This is a genomic window from Paenibacillus sp. AR247 (genome assembly GCF_002968895.1).
Classification (GTDB): domain Bacteria; phylum Bacillota; class Bacilli; order Paenibacillales; family Paenibacillaceae; genus Paenibacillus_AQ; species Paenibacillus_AQ favisporus.
Map to the genome: position 1 here is coordinate 125,265 of NZ_PCZT01000004.1, position 22,693 is coordinate 147,957.

Sequence of the window (22,693 nt, forward strand, 5' to 3'; positions counted from 1 at the left end):
TTGATGTGTTCTTTAGAGGGAGCTACTATCTTTGTGATTATGTGGTCAAATGTTATGTTGTAAAGCTTTAAAAACGTTTTAACCTCGTTAAATTTTTTTAAAAGCTTTAGAAGGTTTCAAACCTTAAAACGCGGTTGAAATTCTTGTCCATGATACCCGAAAGCTTTATCACTGAATCAATAAGTATACTTCAATCAATATACCTAATAATAGTTGGCAGAAAATTATTAAATGCATATAGATATCGCTCATTAATCAATGTCGGGAATCTGAGAATATGTGTTACGGCGCTATTACAGATGAAATCTTTGCTTTTCAACTGTAAACCATCCCCCCTGTGAATAGGTTTTTTCCCATAATTGTGATTATGGAAATAGTGTTTTATAAAGTTATAGTATTAATCGAAGCAAAGAAAAGGAATACAAACAATATTTCGAAAACTTCTTTTAATGTTTTAGAATTTTTTTAAGGTTTGAATATAGAAAGTTCTTTCTGCTAGTTAGTATAGATGCGATAATGGCTTTCGTATCGGTAAGATAAATTATAGAGAAGTTTCACGTAATAGTTCTGTAGGAAAGGAGCTCAGGAGATTTACACCATATATAGCTATAGCCACTACATCAAAAATATCACACCAACAGTGAAAACCTAAAAGCAACAAATTTTGCACCGCCTATATAACTAGATATTATCTATATTTAGTACTATTTTATATTAGTATATTATATATATAATATTTCTATTTATATAAGAGGGGCAAAATTTGTTACTATTGGACTTTTCACATTTTCCAATACCTGTAAAATCACCGTCATTGCATTTTGACGCTCTTATAGCTTTCTCAGATCGATTTACTTTTCTTACCATGCAACAATGCAACTTCGTCATTCCGACTCGCCTTGCCACATTTCCCGTCCGCCTGAGAGCAAACAGACAAGCCCATGACAGTGTCATGGACTCATACTCATTTTGTATTCAATCTAGTTATACAAATGAACTCTAAACGTAATGCTGCCGCGTTACTTAAAGCCACGATTCTTAGAGCATTTCGGACACCAATGCCCTTTGCTTTTTATATTGTTGGGAGAAGCTTCCCATTCATGCCCTTCTGAACATTTCCATCTAAGGTTAGTCTTATTATCTTTATATTGATCTGATAAACATTCCCGCCCCTTGATTTTGCTATATCGTGCATTTCTTCGATAGTCAATTTTTGATGTCCAGAACACTTACGACACCATTGCCCTTTCTTTACATTGTGAGACTTTGCTTCCCATTCATGTCCTTTTGAGCATTGCCATCTCAACGGCTTATCAGTGTAATAAATCGTTGAGAGACACCTCCCGCCCTTCTCTTCCGCAATTTTCATCATTTCCTCTATGGTAATTTTCTTTTTGCCGTTACACTCTGGGCACCATCTACCAGCTGCAATGCTTCCGGGTATGGCTTCCCATATATGTCCCTTCGAGCATTGCCACATAAGTTTTTCCTTGTTTCCGTTGTATTCTGTTGAAAGACATTTACCACCTTTGAATTGAGCGAGCTCGTGCATATCTTGTATAGATTTTCTCATTAAACCCAAACAGTAGGGACACCAACTGTTATTCTTAATATTATTAGGTATCGCTTCCCATATATGCCCTTCTGCACATTGCCACCTAACTTTTGACTTATCATTAATATAATGATTGGAAAGTAACTTACCATTACGCGATTCGGCTAATGAGCGAAGCTCTTCGAGAACTTTAGAACTCTTGTAAAAATCATCAAACGAAAAATTGAGTATAGGTAATTTAATTTCAATGTTAGAGCGTTTTAGTTGTTCAACGATATATTGTAATAATGAATCGTCACTACTGTAAGAATCATACGGGATGATAATTAGCTTGATCCCTTTTTGCAAGCATAGTTGTTCTTTTAAATTATCTAATTGTTTTCGCTGTTCAAATTCTTTTTTGCTTTTGAAAAAGAAAGAATCCTGTTTATAATGCTGGATGCCGTGGTATTCAAATGCTAATTGCAGTTCTTCATTAAACCCATCCAACTCCAAATTGTCACTGAGAGCTTTTCTGTTTTTCTTAAAGGGGCAATTAAACAGTGTTTCAAATATGAATCTAACTTTATCCTCACTATAGAATTTATAGCAGTGAGGGCACCAAGTATTATCTACTTTGATATCATGAAAAGAGGCTGACCATTGATGTTTTTCTGCGCATTGCCATTTAAGCTTTGACCTATTATTTTCATATGAATTTGATAAGCACAGACCACCTTTTGATTTGGCGTACTCTTTGACGTCCTCAATGGTGTAGCGATACCGCCCAGAACAATGGTGACACCAGAAACCGCTCCTTATACTATTTGAAGTCGCTTTCCAAATATGGCCTTTCTCACATTGCCACGTCATTAGTGTGCTTACACTTTTATATGAATCAGATAAACATTTTCCACCTTTTGATTCCGCAAGCTCTTTCATCACATCGATACTTAATCTTCTAGCATCACCTATCTTGGCTATTGCACAGATAGGACACCAGCTGCCACTATTTCGTATGTGTGCTGGGGCTGCTTCCCAAATATGACCTTTTTGGCATAGCCATTTGAGTTTAGTTTTACTATCAACATAAACAGTTGATAAACACTTCCCGCCTTTATCTTCTGCCACCTTTTGCATGTCTTCAATGGTCAGGCGTTCACCTCGCATACATATTGGGCACCAATGACCTTGGTTTTTCACGTTATCCGGTCTTGCTTCCCAGGTATGCCCGTCAGAGCATTCCCACTTTAATGGTACCTTATTATTAGTGAACGCAGCAGAAAGACACTTTCCACCTCTTGATTCAGCCAACTTATGCATAGCTTCTATTGTGAGCCTTTTCCGATTACTACAGACAGAACACCAATTACCATTCATAATATTAACTGGACTCGACTCCCAGGTGTGTCCATTAGCACATTGCCACCTTAACGGCACCCTAACGTTGACGTACTCCGTTGATAAACATTTTCCTCTTCTTGCTTCTGCTAGAGCATGCATATCTTCGATCGTTTTTCTTTGTGGCATTTTATTCCTCCGAATTTATTTATCTAAGAATAGCGACACACTCCAAGCGATTAGAAATATTCCGCGTTTATTAACTGTACATTGTGAGTGAAGCTAACTATACCCGTAATTGTTGAATTCGCTGTCAGTACTTCAGCATAATAGTTGTTCAATGATAAAGAAAACTCATCTACCTGATGAACGTATAAAAGATTCGGCTAATCGACGGCCCGATCAGTAAATATTTATCGAATAGTATAGGTGCGGGAATAGAAAAAAATCCCCTTGAGGGCAACATTTTAATAAGACAGATTGAAAAGACGATATTACCCCAGACGTAGAAAGAATCAACTCTGGGTATTATTTTTTTGAAACAGAAATAAAGAAGCATAGTTTATTTTTAGATATCCAAATGATTTAGTGGATTATATTTGTCATTCTGCTCTTTCAAAGCAGTCCCCCAGAGGGCGATATATCTTTTGCTCATGTTAAGGTCAGTATGCCTCAACATCCTCTGTAATGTAAAAACGTCAGCACCGTTCATAATCATTCGATGCGCCATGGTGTGGCGAAATGTATGACTACTGAGCCGGACATCTTTGAAACCTAAATCTTTTTGTAGTCTTTTGAATACACACTTAATGGCATTTGGTGTCATCTGTCTATTGGCTTGAGTTGGAAACACAAACTCTGGCTCATCTTTAAAGTGTTTGTCACAATACATTTTAAACTCAGACAATTCCTTTACTATCTTCTCCACAAGGGGAATAGACGACTGCTCCCGCTTCTTTCCGAACACGGTAGCTGTTTGATTTACTAGGTCAACATCACGCCATTTCAAGTTGCTTAGTTCACCACACCGCAAACCAGAAGACAATAGAAACAGTATCATTGTATGATCTCGGTAAGCATAATAAGATTTAGTACGGTCTTTTAGCTTGCGATAATAATTAAGCATTTGTTTAATATGATAGTCCTGAAACACTTCTATCTGAATGTCCTCTCGAGCGTAACTTACCTTCTTACATGGATTCCTCTTTTCATCAATATATCCTGACTCAACCATATAATTGAAAAATGATTTGATTACTCTTAGTTTAGTATTTTTGGTTGTAGGATTGTTCTGTTTCTCATTTTGACAATACAATAAATACTTTTTGATAATATTTGTTGTTACTTCCTCAACGTTTTGAATCTCTTCTACCGACAAAAATGCCTGTAACTCGTTTAATACCCTTGAGTAACGATCTTCGGTAAATTTGGAAATGTTCTTTAACTCCCTGTCCTCCATAAAGTCCTTAATTGCAAATTTTAGCAACACAAAAACCACTTCCTTCACTTTGTAATAGGTACAGAAGTGGGAAGTGGTCTATAACATCAGAATCGTTTTTGAATACGACTACTACCTTTTTTAAAAGGAACAAATTCGACAAACAGCTTGATACATAAGGGAAATATCGGAGTAGCGGGATTCGAACCCACGGCCTCACCCACCCCAAGGGTGCGCGCTACCATACTGCGCCATACCCCGATACACGAACCGCATAAAGCGGTAAATCAACCGCATAACGACGCGGCTTCAAACGTTCAATGTGCTTAGTCCATGGAAATGGTTGCATTTTCCATAACCGTATTTAACGCTATTATAGCGTATTCGCGCGCACACCCGCAATACTTTAGGCGGGCATACCTGGGGATTCTTAACGATTATTTTACGAAAATCAAAGGGGATTAAGGGGAAGCTGATTCAGATTGAAAATATAAGAATGGTTCCGTATACTGATCGTCGAGGGCATCAGGCAATCGGTGCCGGGCTGCTGGCGCGCATTAACGAAAATTCCGCTATGAGGCGGTTGGTCTGACCGATTTCGCCGCGTGAAGAAGCAGTTTAGCTGAAGCTCATGACATTACTCTAGTAAAGGATGGGTTAGGGCCATGAAGATAGGGTCGATCGTCATTAATTGTTATGAATTTGATCGGATGGTGGCATTTTGGAAATCCGCACTCGGTTATGTGCCCCGGGAACCCGGGACCGACGACTGAATAGTACTATGTGATCCTAAAGGAGGCGGACCCAATTTATCCTTCCAAGCGCGGGAAAAGCCGGCAGAGAGAAGAAGTTGGTTTCACCTTGACCTCTATACTGATAACCAGCATGAAGAGGTTGAACGATTATTGACATTGGGAGCAAGCCGCTACCCTTGGCGATATCCCAGCCATGCTGATTATGTTGTTCTTGAAGATCCGGATGGCAACCTATTTTGTGTAGTTCAGCACAGTGAAAAGAAGTACTAGCGCAAACATGGCTAAAGCTGCTCGCATACCGTTTTACGGGATTGGTAATTTTCTATAATATACTGCCGCCAACCGATAACGTGAAGGCTGCCCGCAAATCTTCGTTATGAGCCACAGCAAAGAACCGCAGCAGGCGGTTCTTAAAGAGACGTATGCTATTTCAAGGTTTGACCCGCGTTATTTGGGAAAGAATGTCATCATTTCTTATGCACGCATTTGAGCCGATGCCTGCCCTAGTTCAGCCTTTTCCCGATTGCCCAGCAGCGAGGAAATTTCCTTCACGGTATAGTATCCGGCGAACCGTTTTTTCCTTACCGCCTTCGTCAGCCAGCTGAAAAAATCCCACACCGGGTCGTCGACCCATCTTCCGCCATGGTTGATCAGAACGGGCGTATACGAGATTTTTAACGCACAAGCCCCCTGCCATTCGAAAAAGAAAATGTTCTCCGTATTTTTTTTCTGCAGTAAAAAGGAGTAGCAGCCCTCCTGAAGAAGATATTTGTCCTGGTTGTGAAAGAAAACCGGTCCTTCCGCCGTCGCCACGATCCCAATCAAGTCGCCGTTGTGATGAACGTAAAAACCCCGGGTGTATTCGATGTTCATATCGGGTGTGAGCCGAACTTCCTGAAGCGAATAGGGTTCGACTCCCCGGTGTCTGGTTTGCGCTGCGTCCTGAAAATGACTAATGATTTTCATGATTACACATAACCTCCCTCTTCGTACAACGCTTCAATGAGTATACCGCTTGATTCTATACCAATTCTGAACATTGCGGGGCATCCCTATCCTTTATCCTCATAAAACACATGCCGTGGGGAGACTTGGCCACCTTTGATTTCAAGCAGTCCAAACGAATACAGCTTCTCCCTGCGCTTGTCCGTAGGAGAACCGGGATTAAACATCAGCACGCCGTCGTCCATCTCCAGGTAAGGCTGGTGGGAATGGCCGAACAGGATGCAGGAAACCGGCTCGCCCTCAAAGGCCTTCCTGGCCTTCTGCGGAGTGGTTATTCTTGATGAATAAGGCTCATGTCCGTGAACAAGCCCGATCTGTACCCCTTCAAAGGAGAGTATCTTTTTTTCGCCAAAACGCTCAATGATCTCGTACCCGTCATTATTTCCGGCGATGCCGTCCACAGGAGCTAATATCGACAGCTGATCGTACACCTCCAGGGTCATCCAATCACCCAAATGAAGAATATGGTCAACCTCCCGGAACGCTTCCGTCAGCTTTGCGGGGAGTTGTACTCGCCCTTCTCTTAAGTGCGTATCCGAAACAACACCGATAATCATGGTCGTTCCTCCTTTTCTCAATCTGATCTCTTTTCCGCAGATCACATTTCACATGAAAATTGCCATTTTTCCAGTTACTCCATCTATACCCTGCCTGACTGATCATCATAAGTACACTTGTGCAGCTATTTTCCCTAGTCCAACTATTATAGCAACGCCACTGTCTGTGGTCCCGCACAAAAAAGACCGCCCTGCGGCTTCCATCTGGACAGTTCAACGTCCAAAAGGTGCCGAGAGGCAGTCTAGGAACAGCCTTTGTGAAGGCAGTCATGGTACAGTCACGGTACTTCTTCATGGTACTAACTTGGCCACGCTTAACTTCGTCCAAACGAACCTGAAGCAGCGACCGCCCTGCCGCCAATCAATACTTGATCAAGTCGGCACGCAGCGGCGTGAAGCAGTCCAGCAATGCGCTGGCTTCCAGCGCCTTCGCCCCATGCCTGGCTCCCATCGGAATGACGATGTGCTCGCCCTGCGCGATGACCGTCTTCTTGCCTTCGATCGTGAACTCAACGCGCCCCCGCAGGCAGTAGGACATCTGCTCATGCGGGTGGGCATGCTCATATCCTTCCGCACCGGCTTCAAAATGTACTTCCATCATCATCAGCGACGCCCCCGGCTGCAAAATTTTGCGTTTTACGCCGGGCTCCGCGTCCTCCCAAACTCCGATATTGCTCACGCTTGTTCCGCCTCCTTATGCTTGTCAATTCATAAACTAAAACGCCTTCGCGATTTCGATCTTCTGCGTTTGCCCGTTGTCCGTCAAATACAAATTATAACTGAATCCTTGATCGTCCATAAAATAAGAAATGTATTTGCCGCCCTCATCCAGCCGCTTTGGCACGAGCAGCGTGGCGATCCGATGCGAGGACGCAGTCTTCGTCTCCGCCGACAGATGCCAGTGAGTATCTAGCCCGGCGATTTCCTCTGGATCCACGCCCTCGAATCCGCTCGTCTGCGACAGCGCAAGCTCTCCGGACGTGCTGAAGATGAAGCGCCCTTCCATCAGAGCTTTCTTGCCGTTCACGTGGAAGGACTGTCCCTTCAGATCCATCTCGTACAGCGTGTGGAAGAGCCACTGCACCCGTCCCGGCTGCTCCAGGTCGATTGAATCGACGATGACGAAGTAGCTGTTCTGCACAAAATAAATCTCGCGCTTATACTGCATCAAATACGGTACATGCTCCCGGTAAGCAGAGGTTGGATTCAATCGGGTGTAGGATACGCCCTTGTCATGCCAGGCGTCCTCGACCTCCCCTTTGGCCGCCAGGTTCAGCGCCTTGTTCATGCCGGCGAACTGCCCCTGCCCGTCGATGAGGACGGCGTTTTTGGACTTGGTCTGCCTGCGCCAGTTCAAATGCATCGAGCTGTTAAACGCGACATAATACCCGCTCTCAATGGCCAGGGGCTCCCCGTAAGCGTGCAGCAGGAACGCGCCCTGATCGCCGTGGCTGTGGCTGACCGAGCCGTACCGGCTGCTCTTCGCGATGAGGGAAATCTGCTCCGCAGGATCGTGCAGGCGGTGATGCATCGCCACCCAGCCGATGTCGCGGAACCATTTGACGGGCTCGATGCCGGAAGGCTCTACCGCTTCAACCTGCGGATAATTGTGCCGGTACACGAGGTCATCGAAGGCAAAATCCCACCAGCCGTAGTTGTAAAACATGCGGTCGGCCTCCGGATTCGCGTCCTTCAGCTGGTCGAAGTACCATTGGTACCATCCGTTTCCGGTCACGCCGGCAAACTCGCGCATGTTGTAGCCGACCTTTTTGATGATGTCGTCCCCGAGCGTCGAGTTGTCGCCAAAGGCCGTGCGCGTCGACGTGGTGGGACTGTAGCAGTAGAGGGGAAAATCGCCTGTACGCTGAAAAAAAGGTCGCCGGAACACGTCGAGCTCCGAAAAGTTTTTGAGCAGGTTCAGGCCTTCCGTCAGGTAAGCCATGCCCGTCGTCCAGTAGTGGGGCCCTTCGGCCCAGCCGCCGTCCTTACCTCCCCATGGAGAGAACAGTGTGTAATAGTACTCCACCGTGTAGTCCAGCCATTCCCTGGCCTCCGGCGCCTCGTCGAACAGTGCAATGCAGCAGGGCACGAGCACCGAGGATAAGGAGCGGACAGCATGGCTGTCATAAGGGACATGATGGATCTTCGAGCGCTGGACCACATGGTACGCCACCTGCCGGGTCCGGGCGAGCAGCGGCTCCCGCACCGCTTCCCGCTCATCCTCCGTCAGCTCGCCGTCGAGCCAGTCGTAACCCCAGGCCAGCGCCGTGGCGATCCGAAATGCCGCTTCGTCGTTATAGTCACGGCTGGTCGGGCCGTCCGGGTCCCAGGACGCGGCGTGCAGCAGCCAGGCTTTCGCCTTCGCGAGCAGCTCGGCGTCCTGCAGCACGGCACCGGCAACGCTCAAATGCCGGATGGCGTACAGTACCTCCTGGCAGGCCAAATAGCTTCCGCGCCACAGCGCCGCCGTCCGGCGGTTGTCCGGATAGGGCTGCGGCTCCTCTATCAGCTCCCGGGTCAGCCAAGACTTGACAGATTGCTCGAAGAAGGCCTTCCATCCGCTGCTAGCCGCATCCTCCCTTACTGTGCCGCGGTACGCTTCCAGCTCATCCGGCTGCAGCCACAGCCGGGGATGACCGGTGCGTACGCGGCTGTAGCGCTCGCTCCGTGATGGAAGCCCCGTCTCCGGCAGTCCCTCCGGCACCTGAAATTCTCTTACGGTGCTCCATTCGGACTGCTGTGCCTCCGGCCCTTCCCCTTCGAGCAGCGCGTACCGCCAATAATACGTTCCCGGCCCCAAGGCCTCGGAAGGCGTAAAGAAATTGTAGGGGACCGGCCCGTAGGTTCGGGTCGTATCCCCGGTAAAATCCGGCACTGACGACACCTCCAGCACGTACCGGTCATCTTCCAGCTTCGCCGGGATCCAGGTAAACCTCGGCGGGTTCTCGATCAGCTCCGTTTGCCCCGAAGGCGCATACTGCACCGTTAAATCGCCGCTTTGCGGCTGATACAATCCGTTTGCCGTTGCCATTGTCCGTATCCCTCCAGTTTGGGTGACGCTGTAGTAAGCTTTTAGTCCTGATCCTGATCCTTATCTCACTGTGCCCCTATATCACGTTCCTTGTCCGTCGTCTGTTGTTCATCTTTAGTATCATTTCAGCTCAGCTGTCCATTTCCATTCAAAATATTTCCAGGGCAATGTCCTTTGGCCGTTACTGCCTTTAGTCGAAACCCTTACCGCATGAACAAGCCGCCGTTCACTTCAATGGTCTCGCCCGTAAGATAGCGGGACAGGTCCGAAGCCAGATACAGCACCGTATCGGCAACATCCTGCGGCGTTCCTTCCCGCCCGAGCGGGATTTTGGACACCGTGGCGGCCCGTCCCTCATCCGAGGTGAAGGTCGCATGAAAGGCCGTCCGGCCGATAAAGCCCGGCGAAACGCAGTTGACCCGGATGCCCTGCGGCGCAGTTTCCTTGGCCAGTCCCTTGGAGAAGGAAATGACCGCCGCCTTGCTGGCCGCATACACCGATGCCCCCGGACCGCCGCCGTCATGGGCGGCGACCGAAGTCATGTTGATGATGGACCCGCCGCCTCGAGCTGCCATGCCCGGAATGACCAGCTTGCTCAAAAATACGCAGGATTTGAAATTGACATCCATGACGTGCGTATAATGCGCCTCGGTCATTTCGGCATTCGGTACCCGCTTCACCAGGTGGCCCGCATTATTCACCAAAATGTCCACCGGGCTGCCCAGCTCCCGCTCTACCGCGTCCATCATCGCTGTCAGTTCCGGGGCGCGGGTGACGTCGGCCTGGACAACGGCAGCCCTGCCGCCCGACGCGGCGATTTCCGCCGCTAGGGCTTCCGCCTCCTCCCGGCCCCGGTTATAATGAACCGCCACCGCGGCTCCCGCGGCCGCGAGCGATCTGGCCGCTTCCCGGCCGATGCCTGAGCTGGCGCCGGTCACCAGCGCCATTCTCCCCTGTAAATCGATCTTCATCCCACGTTCTCCTCCTCATACATGCAAGTGATGCTGCCGTCGAACGGCAGCGACATCCGAATCGTCGTTCCGTGATGCAAAGCGCTGTCAATCGTCAATCCGTAGGCTTCTCCATAGACCATCTGAATCCGCCGGTGCACGTTCATGAGGCCCAACCCGCCTTTGTGGTACAGGGAGCCCGAATCGGACTCCGCGAGCCGGTTCAGCTCCAGCTTTTGGCGCAGCGAATGAAGCTTCTCCTCCGTCATGCCGGCGCCGTTATCCTGCACGGTCAGCCGGAACCCTCCTTCGCGGACCTCCGCGCCGATCCGTATCCGGTGATGATCCTGAATCCCATCGGGGAACGCATGCTGGAACATGTTTTCGATCAGCGGCTGCAGCGTCAGCCGAACCATCTTGTGCAGCAGCAGATCTGGAGGAACATCAACGTCCAGCTCAAACTGCCGCTGGGTCCGGTACTGCAGGATGGTCATGTAATTCAGCACATGCTTCAGCTCATCGACGACCGTAATCTCCGACAGGTTCGTCTGAATCGCATACCTCAGCATGGCCGCCATCGCTTCGACCATTTCCATGATTTCTTCAGAATCCTGGACGACGGCGTAGCATTTGATGGTCTCGAGCGTGTTGTACAGAAAATGCGGATTGATCTGCAGCTGCAGCGCCTGGAATTCGGCCTTATGCTGCTCCAGCGCGATTTTCTGCAGATTCAGCTCCGTCTTGTGCGAGCGGATTTCCGCCTCGTACACGCGCTCGATCATCTCCGACAGCCGCGTCAGCATCAGGTTGTAGCTCGAGATCAGGAACCCGAACTCATCCTGGCGCTGCTCCTCACCCTCAATCGTCTTCCACTCGCCTTTTTCCATCATGCGCATATTGCGGACGAGCTTCTTGAGCGGCTGCACGAGAGACCGGCCGAACCGGCCCGCAATCCACATCGCGACAATTAACGTGATGAAGCCGGCAATGACCGTCGTATAGCGGATGTTCATGATCGGTTTACGAAGCTCCTTCACCGGGACCGAAATGACCATCTGCCAGTCGGCGGCGCTGAGCCGCTGCGACACATACATCCGCTTTTCCCCGTTGACGACGGCCGTGAAGGTGCCCTGCCCGCTGAGCAGGTTCTTCTTGACCTCATCGTCCATGAACTCCTGGATGACGGCGTCCTCCGGCTTATCGACGAAATTGCCCTTGCTATCCACAATGAAGGAGTAGCCTTTGTCCCCCAGGTCCATTTGTCCCCACAGCTTGGATATCTCCCTGGTGTTAAGCTTCATGCCGAGGATGCCCCGCGGCTGGTGCGACAGAAGCCCGCGCACGCGGCGGATGAACGTAATGTACTGCTCTTCCCCCGGATCCACCGCTGCCGAGTTGATGATTGCGCCGAGGCCGTCCTTCGGAATATTTTGCTCGATTAAACGATAATACGATTTATAATCCTTGACCTCATCCTGGATGATGTCCTTCGTCGTGATCGCCTTGCCGTCCTGATTAATGACGTAAATCAGTTCGATCTGCGGATAAATGATAAAGGCCGAATCAAACACCTTGCTCTGAATCCGCCGCGACAGCTCGTAATACTGGAAACTGTTGTCCGGATCCATCTCCATGAACTTTAGAACGTCCGGGTCGGACAGGATGATTTTGCTGGCATTGTCGAACGTCTGGAGGTACAAGTCCGTATGATAGGCCGCGTGGGTGATCATTTGGGACAGGTAGCGTTCCAGCTGGCGGTCCAGAAGTTTGGACGACTGCACGTAAGTGATGGTGCCGACCACCGATAAGGAAATGACGATGAGTACCATGAAGTAGCCGAATATGCGGTGGGAGATGCTTCTGCGGAACATGTCAGATCCCCAGCCGCTGCCGGTATTCCGAAGGCGAGATGCCTTCGTATTTCTTGAAGGTTTTCGTGAAGTTGGAATGGTCGGCATATCCAACCGCATATGAAATGTCGGTGATCCGGTGCGATTCCTCGCCGAGCATCCGCTTGGCGTATTCCATGCGCCGCTTCGTGCGGTACTGGACGAAGGTCTCTCCCGTCGCCTGCTTGAACATGACGCTGAAGTAGTTCGGATGAAGCCCCAGCTGATCCGCCACTTCCTCCAGCGACACCTCGCTGGCCAAATTGCGCTCGATGTAATGCTTGGCTTCCTCGATCGGGTCTTTCCATTTCCCTTTCCGCTTCCGGTACAGGCGGTCCAGCGTCTGGCCGATCCGCTCGGCGAACCGTCCGAAGGCCTCCTCCCCGGTGGAGTCCGGGCTGAGCTCCAGGCTGTCGTCCAGTTCGATGTTCATCTCCCTGGCTCTCAGCTTCTTAACGAGCAGGCCGTGAAATTCCTCCAGCATTTCGGCCTTTTGCCGCTCCTGAAGCTGAAAAGCGGAAGTCTCCTGCCGCCACTCCTCCAGCAGCTCCTGAACCTGGCTGCGGTTCATATAGTAGATAGCCTGGTCAAACCGCTCCAGCCACGCATCCATTTTGGCGACGGAAAGGTAGGCGGAGGCCGGCTTCTGCTTCTCGGCACGCTGCACCAGGCGCCGCAGCGTATCTGCAAGCTCCCGTTTGGCCACCGGCTTCAGCAGATATTCCCTGACGCCGAAGGCCATACAGGCCTGGGCATAGGAGAAATCGCCATAACCGGATACAACCACCGTCTGCACCGGGTACTCCTGCTTGGCGATGGCCTCGCACAGGGCCAGGCCGTCCATGACCGGCATCCGGATATCCGTAAACACGAAATCGGGGAGCTCCTCCCCGATCGCCTGCAGCGCCTCGCGCCCGTTGGCGGCGAGCCGGATGGATGAAATCCGGATCCCGGACTGCTGAATGAATACGCTTAGTCCTTTCAGAATCATAGGTTCATCGTCAACGAGTAAAATCCGATACATCCTCAAGAGCTCCTTTCGATTTCGTATTCAGGATTCATTTCTGGGCGGCGGGAACCGGTGCGGGTCGCCGCCCCAATATCTCTAGCAGGTGAACAACCGCCAATTCCTACTTCCGCGGCAGGAAGATGCCCTCTTTTTTCTGGTAGCGTTCATTGGCTTCTTTCAGTACGGCGCTGCCTCCCTTGGACTTCCATTCCTCGATCACCTTCGGCCAATTTTCGATCGGCTCCTGGCCGTAGACCATTTTGACCATGTGGGTCACGAGCACAGGCGGCGGCGTATCTGAAAGCGGGGTGATGTCCGGGTTCTTTTTAAGCGCTTCCAATCTGGGGTCGAATTCGATGCCGTCACGGCCTTCGTTCGCCAGAATGTTATCGAACACGCCCATCAGCTTGCGCCCGTCTTCCGTCAGGCTGAGCGAACCCTTGTTGTACGTCGTGTCCTGCACGAGCCACAGGAAGGATTGGCGGTAGCGCTCCTCGTCAACCGCTTTGGAGTCGGCCGGCTGCTTGTAGTTGATTTTGTCCCCGTCCATCGTGTACGTTTCGCCTTCGACACCGAAGGTAAAAAACTTCTCGGCTTCATCCGATACCATCCAGTCGAGGAATTGGATGATTTTCTCCGGATGTTCGTATTTGGCATTAATGAAATAAGAACGGTTTACGTCACCATACAAATAATATCCGCCCTTGCCGTCCGGTCCTGTCGGGGAGGGGATCACCTCGAGCTTCGCGTCCGGAACCGTATCCTGCAGCTGGGTCTGCCATTGGAGCAGCTCGTTGGCGTTCATCGACCAGATGCCGGCTTTTCCGGACAGGATCGTGTTCTTGAACGTCGTTGGGTTGATCGTGGCAAATTCCTTGTTGATCAGCCCTTCGTCATACATCGTTTTGTAGGTGGACAGCGCTTTCATCATATTGTCTGCATCGAAAAATTTGGGCTGCACCTGGCCGTCCACTTCCTCAAACTGGCTTAAATACGGGAAAACATCGTACGCTCCGAAGACCGTATCCGCATATTTGAAGTCCTGACGGCCCATGTAAGGATTTTCGACGCCCATCTTTTTAAAAGCGCGCAGCACTTCCATAAAATCGTCGATCGTCTTCGGCACCGGCAGGCCTGCTTTGTCCAGCAGATCCTTGCGGATCCAGGTCGCGCGGCGGGAAGGGTTGCCGAGCCACTCCGGAATACCATAGATTTTACCTTCATAGGTCATGCGATTCCAGGCTTCTTTCGGGATTTTTTGCAGCAGGTTCTGCCCGTATTTTTGCAGCAGGTCGTCCAGCGGCATAAAGACCCCCGCCTCCACCGACCCCGCCATCTCTTTCCCGGTTACCCCGCCCTGGCCCTGTACCACGTCCGGAATGTCGCCCGTGGCAAACATTTGCGCCATCTTCTGGTCGTATTCGCTGTGCGGAACCAAGCGGATGTCCATGTCGGTGTTCGTCAGCTCCTCCAGCTTCTTCACCCACTTATCCGCGTTGATGTCCGGCGATTTTTCCACATGGCCGAAATTCAACGTCCGCAGCGAAATCGAAAACTTGGTGACCCCGTTATCCTCCGTGCTCGTCCCCGCATCCTTGCCGCTGACGGATGAATCATTGTCCTTGCCGCCGCACCCGGCGAGCAGAGATGCCGTCACTACGGTGGCCAGCATCAGGCTTACCCATTTTTTCATCGTATCCCCTCTTTCCCCGCTTTGATTGCTCTTGTGTATGCTCTTTGTTGGATTTGGCAAGTTGATTGTATCGTTAACGTTTACCCGACCGTGAGGTGACAACTTCAGTTCGGGTAGTTCATTTTTAAGATTTGACCGCACCGAGTGTAAGCCCTTTCACAAAATGCTTCTGCAGGAACGGATACAGCAAAATGATCGGCAGCGTCGCGATGACAATGGTCGCCATCTTGATTCCCTCCGGGGAGGTAAACGCCAGCTCGCTGAACTGCGAGGCGCCGGGGTCGATGCTGAGATCGTCGGTCTCGAACATCTTTTTCAGCAGCACCTGCAGCGGCCACCACTTCGGCTGATCGATGTAATACAGTGCGTTCATATAGGCGTTCCAATGTCCTACCGCGTAAAAAATACCGAGCGAGGCCATCACCGGCTTGGAGAGCGGCACCACCATCTTCATCAGGATACGTACCTCCCCGCAGCCGTCGATGCGGGCGGAATCGATGACCTCTGCGGGCAGCTGCTTGAAGAACGAATGCATCACGAAAAAGTTAAACGCGCTGATCGCGCCGGGCAAAATCATGGCCCAAGGAGTATTCATCAGATGCAGATTTTTCATCAGCAAAAAGTTCGGAATCAGCGGCGCGCTGAAAATCATCGTAATCAGCACCATCAGCATGATCAGCTTGCGCCCGACATACTCCTCGCGGGACACCGGGTAAGCCAGCGTTGCCGTCGCCACCAGATTGATCAACGTTCCGGCCACCGTGATGAAGACGGATACCGCGAACGCGCGCCATATTGACGCGTCACTGAACACGTACCGGTAGTTAATCGTCGTGGCGTCCAACGGCCAGAACGTTACCTTGCCCGACGTGACCGCTTCCGACGAACTGAAGGACTGGGCAATGACGTTCAGAAACGGCAGGAACATGGCGAGCCCGAGCAGGCACATGAACAGGATGTTGAACGCGTTGAATAGTTGATAGCTCTTAGACATCATTCGGTGCAACCGTCGTTCCTCCCTTCTAGTACAGGCCTTCGCCCGTCGTTTTCTTGCTGAGCAGGTTGCCGATGAGGACCAGCACCAGCCCCACCACCGATTTGAACAAGCCTACCGCCGTCGTATAGCTGTACTGCTGCGACAGGAGGCCGGAGCGGTAGATGTACGTGTCGAGAATCTCCCCGTTTTCCATATTGAGCGCGTTCAGGAACACCCACACCCGCTCAAAGCCGAAGTCGAGAAACTTGCCGATGTGCAGCAGGAACAAAATCATGATCGTCGGCAGCAGCGCCGGCAGCGTGATCCGGAGCGTCTGCTTCCACCGGTTCGCCCCGTCGATCTGGGCCGCTTCGTACAGGTCGGGATTGATTCCCGCCAGGGCGGCCAGGTACAGGATCGTACCATATCCCATGTCCCGCCAAATGCCTGAGCCGACCAGTACGCTGCGGATGTAGGCGTTGTCGCCGAGGAAGTACACCGGCTCGATGCCGAACAGTCCAAGCAGCTGGTTCAAGATGCCCGTGGATGGGGACAAAATGGCCACGGACATGCCGGCGATGACGACCCAGGACAGAAAGTGCGGCATATACACCACGGTTTGGATGACCCTTTTGAACACGACCAGCCTCAGCTCGTTGAGCAGCAGGGCCAGAATGATCGGGGCCGGAAACGCAATGATCAGGTCGTAGAGCCCGATGAGCAGCGTATTTTTCAAAATCCGCAAAAAGTCGTAATGCTGGAACATCATCGTAAAGTTGGCGAAGCCCACCCACTCGCTGCCCGTGAAGCCCTTAAAAATGTTGTAATCCTGAAACGCGATGATCGAGCCGCCCAGCGGAATGTACTTAAAGATGAGAAAGTACACGATCCCGGGAAGGGAAATCACGTACAGCGCCTTGTACTTCCACATGAGGTGGATCAGTCCGCCGCCCCTTCCCGGCCTTCGGACCACGCTTGAGGGCGTCAGCTCGGCCGCTTCCGTTTTGATCGTCGACATATCGGTCCTCCTTTTACGCACGTCGTATGGCTGTGCTTATTTTTCATAGTAATGGCCGAGGGGTGGGGGATGCTTGGCATGAACAGGGGTGGGCTGGTTATTTTTTAAGGTTGGGGGCGTTGATTGATAAAAAGGACAGAAGCCCTTATGCCGCATCTGTGATGGGATTATTGGGTCGATTCGAAGGAGCAGCAACGAAACCCATACTTCAGCGCTCGGGGGAGGGACGCATTTGGGGTTCCAGCCGCTGTTGAAGCCGTGTTCCTTGATGAGATAAGGAGGTGGGAACACGGCTTCAAAGGCGGCACGTAAACTTTCCACCCCATATGCTTTCCCTCTTTGGAGTTCAGGTGGTGGGGACTGCTGCCTCTTGGGGTAGCTGCTAAAACGCCTCTATCTGCTTCTCACTGCTGCTTAGCCAATTTTTTCTCCTTCGGTTACCGCACCAGCACAACGCCTTCGCTCGTGACCTTAACAAATACCCAGCTTGTGGGAGGAAACAAAAAAAGAGGCGTGTCTCCTTACGCCACGCATCTTTTGGTTATCTAGCTGATTCGAAGAAGCCGTAACGAAACCCATACTTCAGCGCTCGGGGGTGAGCCCCCTATCACCGGAACTGCTGAGCAATACCGGCCATAAATTCCTCCTCCGGCACCCTGCTGCGCAAATCCAGCAGGAACTCGGCGTCCGGACCGGCGATATACCGGAACCGGGGAGAAGGATCGACCGCCGCCTCGTAGATCGTCTTTGCGATGTGCCCTGGTGTGGATGACTGGGTTTCGAAGCTCTCCAGCTGCTTTTTCATAACGGTGCCGGTATAGGCTGCGTACGCCTCCAGCGAATCGTCCTTCAGCACATCCAGCGAACGTCCGGTAAAATCCGTCGCCACGTTGCCCGGCTCCACAAGCTTCACCCGGATGTTGAGCTCAGCCAGCTCATAGTAGAGCGATTCGGAGAAGCCTTCCACCGCCCACTTACTCGCGTGATACAACGACAGCAGCGGGAAAGCCACCCTGCCGCCGGCTGACGAGACGTTGATCACCGTTCCGCCGCCCTGGTTCCGGAAATGAGGAAGAAGCGCCCGGGTCGTCTGCATCACACCATGGACGTTGACATCAAACTGTTTACGTACCTGGGCGTCCGTCGCCGCTTCAAAAGCGCCGAATGCCGCATAACCCGCGTTGTTCAGCAGGACATCGATCCGCCCAAACCGGTCCATCCCCTCTGCTACCGCCGCCTCGATGGTATCCTTCCGCTCCACATCCAAACGGGTCACCAGCACCCGCTCCAAGGACCGCAGTCCGGTTTCCTGTTCCGGCGAACGCATCGTCGCAATGACATTCCACCCCTGCTGCTGAAAAAACTGTGCCGCCGCTTTTCCAATACCTGATGAAGCACCCGTAATTAAAATCGATTTCATGCCAATTCCTCCTCGTTTCTCATTTACAAGGAGATTATAGCGCGTAGATTTAACTATGTAAACTGATATTAACCATTTTAGTTAAGTTTGTATAAAACAATTTATATCGTTTGTATCCGCAGCAGACTAAGACGAGCACGGATGCGGGACGGACAAAGGTGATTTAAGGGTTTAGGAGGCAAATGGGGAGTCGCCGCAAAGGGAGCCTAAGAACTTCCGTTAGCGTATTACCTAGGAATGAGATTTAGTGTTTTCCCTCGGAATGAAGGATATGGTGCAGACAACAAAAAGAGGCCAACGCGGCCTCTTCTTGCTCATTTACCGGACGGCACTTGGGGTGGCACCGCCTGGTTTTTTTCTTTTCCATACCTTTGTAATGATCGATTTTATCGTCAATACTTCGCAAATGATCCCGGAGCACCCGCATTTGCTCATGAATGTGCGCCTGGTGGGCCTCAGCATTTCCCGCCTTTCCGTTATCGTGGAATCGCCTTCGCTCCGCAGGTCCGAAAACCGCTTCATCTCGCTGATCGGCATTCCCGTTCCCCTTAACCGCATCAAAAATTCAACCCATAACAAATCTGACTCCCGGTACAGGCGGTAGCCGTGTTCATCCCGGGGTACCCCTTCCAACAAGCCAATCCGCTCGTAGTAACGCAGCGTATGCACAGACAGACCGGTTTTTTGGGAAAGCTGCTGAATCGTGTATTGGTTCTCCATGGCTGCATTATATCACTAAATCCCCTGCACAGCGGGCCCTTTGCTTCGATCTGCTTTAATCCATTGCGTTTCCCTGGAATGGTAAAGTTCCATGCAAAAAAAGTCTTGCTTTAGAGCGCGCTCAAAGCTGTAGCATATAACTCACGAAGCGGTTAAAACATCATTTCAGGAGGTCATAAACAATGACAAACGAACGTTACGAACGCGGATGGGAAAAGCTGCTGGAAGTCGATGGCGACGGCGGGCAGCGTGTTATAGACTCGCTCAGCGATATCGCCCCGGACCTAGGGAAATACGTCATCGAATTTGCCTTTGGCGACATTTATTCACGGGAGGGGCTGGACCTGAGGCAGCGCGAACTGATTACGATCGCTTCCCTGACGACGCAAGGGGGATGTGAAGCGCAGCTGAACGTGCACATCAACGCCGGGCTGAATGTCGGGCTGACCGCAGGCGAAATTGTGGAAGCCATCATCCAATGCGCGCCGTACACCGGCTTTCCCCGGGTGCTGAACGCGGTATTCGAGGCAAAACGGATTTTTAAAGAACGCCATTTAATATAATGGGCTAAGGGGCGGCGGATGAGCCGCCTTTTTTTGATCTGCTATATAGAATGAACTAAAGAAATGAATGTTATAAGGCCATATTGGGCCGTTATAACAGGAAGTTCAATGGAAAACTTTAGTTCAATCTATCTAGCTGATAGAACTTTAGCTTTTTCCGTTCTTATCGCCACAATAGACAGATATCGTTGCAAGCACATCTCTACATTCATATGTTAGGTCAGGAAGGTGGTGGTATGTATGGCTAAGTACAAAAGCAGCTCGATCAGCGATAAATGGAAGAAAACGAATTGGTTATTAGAGCAGGGCGATTTACGGAAACATGTCCCCCACACGGAACCTTTTGATAGAAAAAACCTGTTCTCCATGCTCTCCAAATATTCAACCGTTTACTTCAAACCAACGCATGGTTCCGGCGGGGCGGGCATCATTCGGATCAATAAAAAAACAATGGATACCAAACCCAATTCAAGAAAGAGAAATCCTTCTTTTCAACAGCTGACGAGCTATATCATATGCTTTCCCGCTTTTCTAACAAAAGGCCGTATTTGTTACAGAAGGGGATCCAATTAGCTAAAACGAACGGAAAGCTGTTCGATATTCGCGTGATGGTGCAGAAAACGAAAAAAGGAGAGTGGATCAGTACGGCCGTCTTCGCAAAGATCGGGAGTCCTGGAAAGATTGCAACGAACTATAACCAGGGCGGAAGCCTCGGTTTATTTCAGCCAACGCTGACAGGCGCGGGATTTCATTCGGCCTCCATTCAAAGTACGGAAGAAGCGCTGAAGCAGTTAGGAGTTTCGGTAGCGAAAAATTTTGACCGCCATCTCAAAGGATTTCAGGAACTGGGTTTGGATGTAGCGGTGGACAACAAGGAGAAGCTGTGGATATTGGAGGTCAATACACGGCCCCAAATTTATCCGCTAAAACATTTAAAAGACAAAAAGTTATACCATCGAACCCTATCTTATGCAAAGCAATATGGGAGGCTCAAATAACCGCCAGCAAGATGCCATGAGCAAACATGGCTTTTTTTGTTATACATCAATCGTTCGAGGAGATCCTTAACTCGACTAACAACAAAATGATAATATTATTCATTAATTATTTATTGTAAAACGATAAATGATGTGCTAAATTCGAGGAACAATAATGATTAAGAGGTGTTTTTATGAAACGGGTGTCGACTCTCTTCTTAAAGGTGGCTGTGTTTCTGATCGGAATGCCGATCCTTGCTTTGTGCATCTTTGTGGTGCCCGGGATCGCGAATTTCGCAGCAGAATTGTATCCGGATCATGCCTATCTCAAATATCTCGTGTTTGTTGACTTGTATGCATCGGCAGTCCCTTTTTACCTCGCTCTGTATCAATCCTTTAGACTGTTGATTTATATCGACAGAAATGAAGCCTTCTCGGAGTTGTCCGTAAGAGCGCTAAAGAATATCAAATACTGTGCGGTCGCCATCAGTATTTTGTATGTGGCCGGCTTGCCCCTCCTATATCTGATTGCGGAGGCAGACGACGCTCCCGGTGTCATTTTAATCGGACTAGTCATTATTTTTGCATCCATGGTGATCGCTTTCTTTGCTGCTGTTCTTCAGAGGCTTTTGAAAGAAGCGATCGATATCAAATCGGAAAATGACTTAACGGTCTGAGGTGAAAACAATGGCTATCGTAATCAATATCGATGTAATGCTGGCGAAAAGGAAGATGAGCGTAACCGAGCTGTCGGAACGGGTAGGAATCACCATGGCTAACCTGTCTATATTGAAGAACGGGAAGGCGAAAGCGATTCGATTATCGACGTTAGAGGCGATTTGTAAGGCGTTGGATTGCCAACCCGGAGACATTTTAGAGTATCGGAGTGATGAAGAACATGATGGATCATAGCCGAATGATGGAGTCACCGGTCATCAGAGCGTTCAAGCAGCTCGTTCGATTCGGTTGGGAGCAGGCTTTATCCTGTTTGTTCCCGGTCGTGATTTTTGCCTCCTTGGCTTTGACGAAAATCATCCCCCTCCCCTTTCTGCCCAGGTATGATTGGCTGCTGATCATTTGCCTCCTGATGCAGTGGTGGATGGTTCGCTCCGGACTCGAAACACGGGACGAACTCAAGGTGATCACGATGTTCCATCTGATCGGGCTGGCTCTTGAACTTTTCAAGGTACATATGGGCTCTTGGTCATACCCAGGAGAAGGATATTTTAAAATATTCGGAGTCCCTTTATACAGCGGGTTCATGTATGCCAGCGTAGCGAGTTATCTTTGCCAGGCGTGGAGAAGACTCAAGGTTGAACTGGTGAATTGGCCGCCGTTTGCGGTCGTTGTCCCCCTTGCGGCTGCGATCTACTTGAATTTTTTCATACACCATTTCTGGATTGATGTCCGTTGGTGGTTGTCCGGGCTTGTCATCCTTGTCTTTTGGCGGTCCTGGGTTCAATATGAGGTGAACGGAACGCGTTACCGTATGCCGCTTGCCCTGTCCTTTGTTCTTATCGGATTTTTTATTTGGATCGCAGAAAATATCGCCACGTTCTTTGGCGCCTGGCAATACCCTAACCAGGCCGAGGCCTGGAGTCTCGTTCATCTTGGAAAAGTAAGTTCATGGCTCTTGTTGGTAATCGTCAGTTTTCTGATCGTAGCGACATTAAAGCAGGTAAAGGGAAAAATCCCATCGGAGTAGACCGAGGACATTTAAGCGATGATTATAGCAAGCCCGGAAGTGAATATAAAAAAAGAAAGGCGGCCGGATGGGCCGCTTTTATTATTCCAGCGTATGTTGTTCGGATAGTCCC

21 protein-coding genes, 1 tRNA gene and 1 pseudogene are annotated in these 22,693 nt (G+C 50.1%); 7 read left to right on the forward strand and 16 right to left on the reverse strand.

The window, feature by feature from the left end; translation table 11 throughout:
- Positions 1-1,019 precede the first annotated feature (1,019 nt).
- The 4 genes and pseudogenes from CPT76_RS41855 to CPT76_RS03830 form a co-directional block, all read right to left on the reverse strand.
- Positions 1,020-1,229 (reverse strand): zinc-ribbon domain-containing protein, encoded by a 210-nt coding sequence (locus CPT76_RS41855; protein WP_146116144.1) that lies wholly within the window; start codon positions 1,227-1,229, stop codon positions 1,020-1,022.
- Between the two features lie 1,301 nt (positions 1,230-2,530).
- A pseudogene (locus CPT76_RS42425) lies at positions 2,531-3,064 on the reverse strand (hypothetical protein); the annotation flags it as partial.
- A 379-nt stretch (positions 3,065-3,443) separates the two neighbouring features.
- Positions 3,444-4,364, reverse strand: coding sequence for a tyrosine-type recombinase/integrase (locus CPT76_RS03825; protein WP_105441983.1), 921 nt, complete (start codon positions 4,362-4,364; stop codon positions 3,444-3,446).
- 136 nt (positions 4,365-4,500) lie between these two features.
- Positions 4,501-4,574: transfer RNA gene (locus CPT76_RS03830), tRNA-Pro, on the reverse strand.
- Between the two features lie 512 nt (positions 4,575-5,086).
- Between CPT76_RS03830 and CPT76_RS41860 the strand changes: the two genes are divergently transcribed.
- A complete protein-coding gene (locus CPT76_RS41860; protein ID WP_219845378.1) occupies positions 5,087-5,338 on the forward strand; it encodes a VOC family protein in 252 nt (83 codons plus the stop codon).
- 204 nt (positions 5,339-5,542) lie between these two features.
- On the opposite strand, the gene CPT76_RS03840 is transcribed toward CPT76_RS41860, so the two are convergent.
- The 12 genes from CPT76_RS03840 to CPT76_RS03895 form a co-directional block, all read right to left on the reverse strand.
- Entirely contained in the window at positions 5,543-6,034 is a 492-nt protein-coding gene (locus CPT76_RS03840; protein ID WP_105441984.1) for a hypothetical protein, read from the reverse strand.
- An 86-nt stretch (positions 6,035-6,120) separates the two neighbouring features.
- Positions 6,121-6,630: a metallophosphoesterase family protein gene (locus CPT76_RS03845; RefSeq protein WP_105441985.1), complete on the reverse strand. Its 510-nt coding sequence runs from the start codon at positions 6,628-6,630 to the stop codon at positions 6,121-6,123.
- Positions 6,631-6,991: 361 nt separating this feature from the next.
- Positions 6,992-7,309: a cupin domain-containing protein gene (locus tag CPT76_RS03850; RefSeq protein ID WP_076175515.1), complete on the reverse strand. Its 318-nt coding sequence runs from the start codon at positions 7,307-7,309 to the stop codon at positions 6,992-6,994.
- 36 nt (positions 7,310-7,345) lie between these two features.
- Complete coding sequence (locus tag CPT76_RS03855; protein ID WP_105441986.1) at positions 7,346-9,661, reverse strand: DUF4962 domain-containing protein; 2,316 nt, start codon at positions 9,659-9,661, stop codon at positions 7,346-7,348.
- Between the two features lie 203 nt (positions 9,662-9,864).
- Positions 9,865-10,632, reverse strand: coding sequence for an SDR family NAD(P)-dependent oxidoreductase (locus CPT76_RS03860; RefSeq protein ID WP_105441987.1), 768 nt, complete (start codon positions 10,630-10,632; stop codon positions 9,865-9,867).
- A complete protein-coding gene (locus tag CPT76_RS03865) occupies positions 10,629-12,482 on the reverse strand; it encodes a sensor histidine kinase (protein ID WP_181152678.1) in 1,854 nt (617 codons plus the stop codon). The genes CPT76_RS03860 and CPT76_RS03865 overlap by 4 nt, the downstream gene beginning before the upstream one ends.
- Before the next feature lies 1 nt (position 12,483).
- On the reverse strand, positions 12,484-13,524 hold the full coding sequence (locus CPT76_RS03870) for a response regulator transcription factor (RefSeq protein ID WP_105441989.1): 1,041 nt from the start codon (positions 13,522-13,524) through the stop codon (positions 12,484-12,486).
- Positions 13,525-13,630: 106 nt separating this feature from the next.
- Positions 13,631-15,202, reverse strand: a complete 1,572-nt coding sequence (locus CPT76_RS03875; protein WP_105441990.1) for an extracellular solute-binding protein — start codon at positions 15,200-15,202, stop codon at positions 13,631-13,633.
- A 124-nt stretch (positions 15,203-15,326) separates the two neighbouring features.
- Positions 15,327-16,199 carry a carbohydrate ABC transporter permease gene (locus CPT76_RS03880; RefSeq protein ID WP_105442004.1) on the reverse strand — a complete coding sequence of 291 codons (873 nt, stop codon included), beginning with the start codon at positions 16,197-16,199 and terminating at the stop codon, positions 15,327-15,329.
- Positions 16,200-16,224: 25 nt separating this feature from the next.
- A complete protein-coding gene (locus CPT76_RS03885; protein WP_105441991.1) occupies positions 16,225-17,196 on the reverse strand; it encodes an ABC transporter permease in 972 nt (323 codons plus the stop codon).
- 607 nt (positions 17,197-17,803) lie between these two features.
- Complete coding sequence (locus CPT76_RS03890; protein WP_105441992.1) at positions 17,804-18,616, reverse strand: SDR family oxidoreductase; 813 nt, start codon at positions 18,614-18,616, stop codon at positions 17,804-17,806.
- Between the two features lie 318 nt (positions 18,617-18,934).
- Positions 18,935-19,336, reverse strand: coding sequence for a MerR family transcriptional regulator (locus tag CPT76_RS03895; RefSeq protein ID WP_308737511.1), 402 nt, complete (start codon positions 19,334-19,336; stop codon positions 18,935-18,937).
- 182 nt (positions 19,337-19,518) lie between these two features.
- Between CPT76_RS03895 and CPT76_RS03900 the strand changes: the two genes are divergently transcribed.
- The 6 genes from CPT76_RS03900 (at position 19,519) to CPT76_RS03920 (ending at position 22,581) form a co-directional block, all read left to right on the forward strand.
- A complete protein-coding gene (locus CPT76_RS03900; RefSeq protein WP_105441993.1) occupies positions 19,519-19,899 on the forward strand; it encodes a carboxymuconolactone decarboxylase family protein in 381 nt (126 codons plus the stop codon).
- A 240-nt stretch (positions 19,900-20,139) separates the two neighbouring features.
- On the forward strand, positions 20,140-20,472 hold the full coding sequence (locus CPT76_RS38875) for a YheC/YheD family protein (RefSeq protein ID WP_258168067.1): 333 nt from the start codon (positions 20,140-20,142) through the stop codon (positions 20,470-20,472).
- On the forward strand, positions 20,415-20,897 hold the full coding sequence (locus tag CPT76_RS38880; protein WP_258168068.1) for a YheC/YheD family protein: 483 nt from the start codon (positions 20,415-20,417) through the stop codon (positions 20,895-20,897). Before CPT76_RS38875 ends, CPT76_RS38880 begins: the two co-directional genes overlap by 58 nt.
- Positions 20,898-21,070: 173 nt before the next feature.
- Complete coding sequence (locus tag CPT76_RS03910; RefSeq protein WP_105441994.1) at positions 21,071-21,553, forward strand: DUF2975 domain-containing protein; 483 nt, start codon at positions 21,071-21,073, stop codon at positions 21,551-21,553.
- Positions 21,554-21,563: 10 nt separating this feature from the next.
- Entirely contained in the window at positions 21,564-21,788 is a 225-nt protein-coding gene (locus CPT76_RS03915) for a helix-turn-helix domain-containing protein (RefSeq protein WP_105441995.1), read from the forward strand.
- A gap of 22 nt (positions 21,789-21,810) precedes the next feature.
- Positions 21,811-22,581, forward strand: coding sequence for a DUF817 domain-containing protein (locus CPT76_RS03920; RefSeq protein WP_105442005.1), 771 nt, complete (start codon positions 21,811-21,813; stop codon positions 22,579-22,581).
- The last annotated feature ends 112 nt before the right edge of the window (positions 22,582-22,693 follow it).